The sequence below is a fragment of the Salinicola sp. genome (genome assembly GCF_982684285.1).
The window spans coordinates 1-5,001 of the sequence record NZ_CEXLVS010000279.1 but is presented as its reverse complement, the minus strand read 5'-3'; the positions used below and the strand labels follow the sequence as shown (position 1 = coordinate 5,001).

5 protein-coding genes and 1 pseudogene are annotated in these 5,001 nt (G+C 63.2%); all 6 read right to left on the bottom strand.

All coding sequences use genetic code 11. The features are described from left to right. A pseudogene (locus tag AC3AYF_RS18140) lies at positions 1-879 on the bottom strand (carbohydrate ABC transporter substrate-binding protein); the annotation flags it as partial. A 147-nt stretch (positions 880-1,026) separates the two neighbouring features. Next, on the bottom strand, positions 1,027-1,299 hold the full coding sequence (locus AC3AYF_RS18135) for a DUF2160 domain-containing protein (protein ID WP_295041043.1): 273 nt from the start codon (positions 1,297-1,299) through the stop codon (positions 1,027-1,029). A gap of 30 nt (positions 1,300-1,329) precedes the next feature. Beyond that, positions 1,330-2,130, bottom strand: coding sequence for a carbohydrate ABC transporter permease (locus AC3AYF_RS18130; protein ID WP_487780137.1), 801 nt, complete (start codon positions 2,128-2,130; stop codon positions 1,330-1,332). 7 nt (positions 2,131-2,137) lie between these two features. Beyond that, positions 2,138-3,004: a carbohydrate ABC transporter permease gene (locus AC3AYF_RS18125; RefSeq protein WP_295041051.1), complete on the bottom strand. Its 867-nt coding sequence runs from the start codon at positions 3,002-3,004 to the stop codon at positions 2,138-2,140. After that, entirely contained in the window at positions 2,988-4,100 is a 1,113-nt protein-coding gene (locus AC3AYF_RS18120) for an ABC transporter ATP-binding protein (RefSeq protein ID WP_295041047.1), read from the bottom strand. The genes AC3AYF_RS18125 and AC3AYF_RS18120 overlap by 17 nt, the downstream gene beginning before the upstream one ends. Then, positions 4,101-5,001, bottom strand: a 901-nt coding sequence (locus tag AC3AYF_RS18115) for an ABC transporter ATP-binding protein (RefSeq protein ID WP_487780136.1), incomplete at its 5' end; no start/stop codon positions are given. It lies immediately after the preceding gene.

Sequence of the window (5,001 nt, the reverse complement as noted above, 5' to 3'; positions counted from 1 at the left end):
CGCGGCCGGACCGTTGGTAGCGCCACCTCGGGTGACGTTCGAGCCCACCGGCCGACAATCCTCGACCCGAATCCCCCACTCGTCCACCGGCAGGCCGTTGGGGATGCCCTAGTCGCCGGCCCCGGCCATCGAGAACCAGGCGTCGGTGAAGCGCCATCCCAGCGAGGGATCCTTCTTGCCGTAGTCCATGTGGCCATAGACACGCTGGCCGTCGATGTCGTGGACGTCATTGGTGAAGAAGTCGGCGATGTCCTGGTAGGCCGACCAGTTCACCGGTACACCCAGTTCGTAGCCGTACTTTTCCTTGAAGCGCGCCTTGAGATCAGGGTCGTCGAACCAGTCGGCGCGGAACCAGTAGAGATTGGCGAACTGCTGGTCGGGCAGTTGATAGACCTTGCCGTCCGGCCCGGTCGTGAACGAGAGCCCGATGAAATCATCCAGATCCAGCGTCGGCGAGGTCACTTCGGCCCCGTCGCCTTCGATCATGTCGGAAAGCGGCACCACCTTGCCGTAGCGGAAATGGGTACCGATCAGGTCGGAATCGTTGACGTAGGCGTCGTAGATGTTGCGACCGGACTGCATCTGGGTCTGCAGCTTCTCGATCACGTCCCCTTCCTGAATCAGATCGTGCTTCAACTGGATGCCGGTGATCTCGCTGAAGGCGCGGGCCAGCACCTCGGACTCGTACTTGTGGGTGGTGAGCGTCTCCGACACGCCGTTGATCTGCATGCCACGGAACGGTTTGGCGGCGTCGATGTACCCCTGCATCTCGGCCATCTGCTGCTCGGGCGTGAGCGTCGAGGTCTTGAACTCGTCACCCAGCCAGCGTTTGGCGGCGTCCTGATACTGGTCGGCGATCGCGGTTCCCGAAACGGCCATCAGACCCGCAAGGCCGATGCCGATGCCCAGTGGCGCCCGGCGTCGCGATCCGGCGTGCTTGATATCGAACATAGCGTTAACCCTCGTTGTTATGCTGCATTTGCTGTCTTGGCGCTATCCGAAGAGCAATGATCCCTGGTCGATGCGTTACCCCCATTTCATGATGATTGCCATTCCTGCCACGCAGATCGCCGTCGCGATCCAGAGCGGCCAGTCGGTCAGTGCCAGAACCAGCAAATGGCCGTATGCCGCCGCCAGCAGACCAATGAACAGCCGATCGCCCCGAGACGTGGAGATCGGCAGGAAGCCCTTGCGCTCTCGGCCGGGCGATACGGTCTGCCAGACCGTCATCGCCACCAGCAGTGCCGCGATCGCGGCAAAGAACAGTGCCGTCGGTAGTGTCCAGGCCATCCAACCCATGGTGACTCCCCCTCTCTCTGGACGAACGGATCAGACGCGTCCCAGGGCGAAGCCCTTGGCCACGTGGTTGCGCACGAAGTAGATCACCGCGATACCGGGCAGCAGCGCGACCACGCCCGCGGCCGCCAGCACGCCCCAGTCGATCCCCGACGCCGAGACCGTGCGGGTCATCTGCGCCACGATCGGTTTGGCATCGACCGAGGTCAGCGTCCGCGCCAGCAACAGTTCGACCCAGGAGAACATGAAGCAGAAAAACGCCGTGACGCCGATGCCGGGCCGGATCATCGGCAGGAAAATCCGAATGAAGAACTTGGGGAAGGTGTAGCCGTCGATATACGCGGTCTCGTCGATCTCCTTGGGCACCGACGACATGAAACCCTCGAGAATCCATACCGCCAGCGGCACGTTGAACAGGCAGTGCGCCAGGGCCACCGCGATCGGCGTATCGAACAGCCCCACCGCCGAGTAGAGCTGGAAGAACGGCAGCAGGAACACCGCCGGTGGTGCCATCCGGTTGGTCAGCAGCCAGAAGAACATGTGCTTGTCGCCCAGGAAGCGATAGCGCGAGAACGCATACGCGGCCGGCAACGCCACCAGCAGCGAGATCAGCATGTTCATCGAGACATAGCTCAGGGAGTTCAGGTAGCTCATGTACCAGGTCGGCTCGGTGAAGATGACCCGGTAGTTGTCCAGCGTCGGCGCCGTGGGCCAGAGCGTCAGTCCGCCGAGGATTTCCCGGTTCGACTTGAACGACATGTTGACGAGCCAGTAGATCGGCACCAGCACGAACAGCAGATAGACCAGCATCACCAGGCTCTTGCGCAGTCTCATGGCGGCGTCATCCCTTGTCGTCGTTGTGGGTCATGGCGGTGTAGAACACCCAGGTCACCAGCAGAATGATCAGGAAGTAGATCAGCGAGAACGCCGCGGCACGGCCCAGATCGAACTGGCCAAGCGCCATCTGGGTCAGCGTCTGGCTGAGGAAGGTCGTGGCGGTGCCCGGCCCGCCACCGGTGAGCACGAACGGCTCGGTGTAGATCATGAAGCTGTCCATGAAGCGCAGCATGACCGCGATCAACAGCACGTTCTTGAGCTTCGGCAATTGAATGAATCGAAACACCGCCCAGTGGGAGGCACGGTCGATCCTCGCCGCCTGGTAGTAGACGTCCGGAATCGAGCGCAGCCCGGAATAGCACAGCAGCGCCACCAGCGACGTCCAGTGCCAGACATCCATCACCAGCACGGTGATCCAGGCATCCCGCGGGTTGGAGGCGTAGTTGTAGTCGAGCCCCAGACTGTTGAGGGTCCAGCCATACAGGCCGATATCCTCCCGCCCGATGATCTGCCAGATCGTCCCCACCACGTTCCACGGCACCAGCAGCGGCAGTGACAGTAGAATCAGACTGAACGGCACGCCCAACCCGCGCCGAGGCATCGACAGCGCAACGATGATGCCGAGCGGCACCTCGATGGCCAGCACGCAGAACGAGTAGATGAACTGCCGCACCAGCGAATCGTGCAGTCTCGGATCCGCCAGGATCTCCCGATACCACTCGGTGCCCACGAAATAGCGCGTGCTCGGATCGAAGATGTCCTGTACCGAATAGTTGACCACCGTCATCATCGGGATGATGGCGCTGAAGGCCACCAGCACGAATACCGGCAGCACCAGCCACCAGGCCTTGTTGTTATAGGTTTTCATCAGCCACTCCCACCAGATGGTCATCGATATAGAAGCGCTGCCAGGCTTCGGGGAAGTGCACGCCGGTTCGCCCTTCGGGAACGCTGGCCTCCTCTCCCAGGCGCGCCTTGATCACCGGCGCCGATGGCGTATCGAGGCGCACGTCGACGATCTTGAAGGTGCCCTGGTCCTGGACCAGATCGACGTAGCCGTGCAGGACGGCATCGTCGGCCGCCACCAGTTGCACGAACTCCGGTCGGATGCCGAGCTGCAGGCGCCCTCCCTCGCGCTGCCGAAGCTGGTCGACGATCGCGTCGGGCACCGCCAGCGCGTGGCCGTCGAACTCGACGCCCGATGCCCCCAGCGCAATATCCAGCAGATTCATGCCGGGGCTGCCGATGAAGTAGCCGACGAAGGTATGCTGCGGGTTCTCGAACAGCTCGCGCGGGGTGCCGAACTGCACGATCTGGCCTTCGTACATCACCGCGATCTTGTCGGCGAAGGTGGACGCCTCCAACTGGTCATGGGTGACGTAGACCATCGTCACGTTGAAGCGCTGATGGATCTCCTTGAGCTTGCGCCGCAGCCGCCACTTGAGCTGCGGGTCGATCACCGTCAACGGCTCGTCGAACAGGATCGCCGCCACGTCGTCGCGCACCAGACCGCGCCCCATCGACACCTTCTGCTTCTCGTCCGCCGTCAGATTCTGCGCCTTCCGGTTCAACAGCGGCTCGATCTCCAGCGCCTCGGCCACCTCTCTCACCCTGGCATCGATGCGCTCTCGAGACTGCCCCTGATTGCGCAGCGGAAACGCCAGGTTCTCGTGGACGGTCATGGTGTCGTAGACCACCGGGAACTGGAAAACCTGGGCGATGTTGCGTTGCTGCGGGGTGAGATCGTTGACCGACTTGCCGTCGTAGAGCACCCGCCCTTCCGAGGGCACCAGCAGACCGGAAATGATGTTGAGCAGCGTGCTCTTGCCGCACCCCGACGGCCCCAGCAGCGCGTAGGCTCCGCCCTGCTCCCAGACGTGGTCCATCGGCCTGAGCGCATAGTCGGCCGGGCCCGAAGGTGCACCGTGATAACTATGGGCCAGTTGTTCCAGGCGAATCTCGGCCATCTAGAGGTCTCCTCGCACGCCGGGCGATGTCGATCGCGATGAGGGAGGTGACAGCACCAGGTCGCCCCCGGGCTCGAACACGAAGAGCTGGCGAAACGGGACCTGGACGTCCAGCGCCTGATCCACGCCGAACTCGTGAATCCCGATCAGGTGCGCGACCAGATCGATCCGGTCATGCGCGAGATGCAGGAAGGTCTCGGAACCGCTGATCTCCGCGACGCGCACGACGGCGGGCAGGCGCAACGCCGCCTCCGAGAGCGGCCGGAGCGACCAGTGATGGGGCCGGATACCAACCTGATAGTCGCCCTCGGAGAGCGATCTCCAGATCTCGGGCAGTGCTTGGCGCTGATCGGCGATCCGGCACTCGCCGCCCTGGATCGTCATCGGCATCAGGTTGATGGGGGGCTCGCCGAACAGCGTGGCAGCTTCACGGTTACGGGGATGACGATAGACCTCGTCGCTGGGACCGCTCTGGACGATTCGCCCCTGATGCAGCAGCGTCGTCGTCCCGCCCAGCGCCAGCGCCTCGGCGGGCTCGGTGGTGGCGTAGACCGCGATGGTGTTGCGCGACTCGAACAGCTTGCGCATCTCCACCCGCAGCGCCTCTCGCAGCTTGTAGTCGAGGTTGACCAGCGGCTCGTCGAACAGCACCAGTTCCGCATCCTTGACCAGCGCCCTGGCCATCGCCGTGCGCTGCTGCTGGCCGCCGGAGAGCTCCTGCGGATAACGGCCCAGTAGGTGCTGGATGCCCAGCATCGCTGCGGTCTCCTCGACCCGGCGGGTGATCTCCTGCCGCGCCACCCTGGCCTGCTTGAGCGGCGAGGCGATATTGTCGAAGACCGTGAGCGTGGGATAGTTGATGAACTGCTGATAGACCATCGAGACGTTACGCTGGCGAACC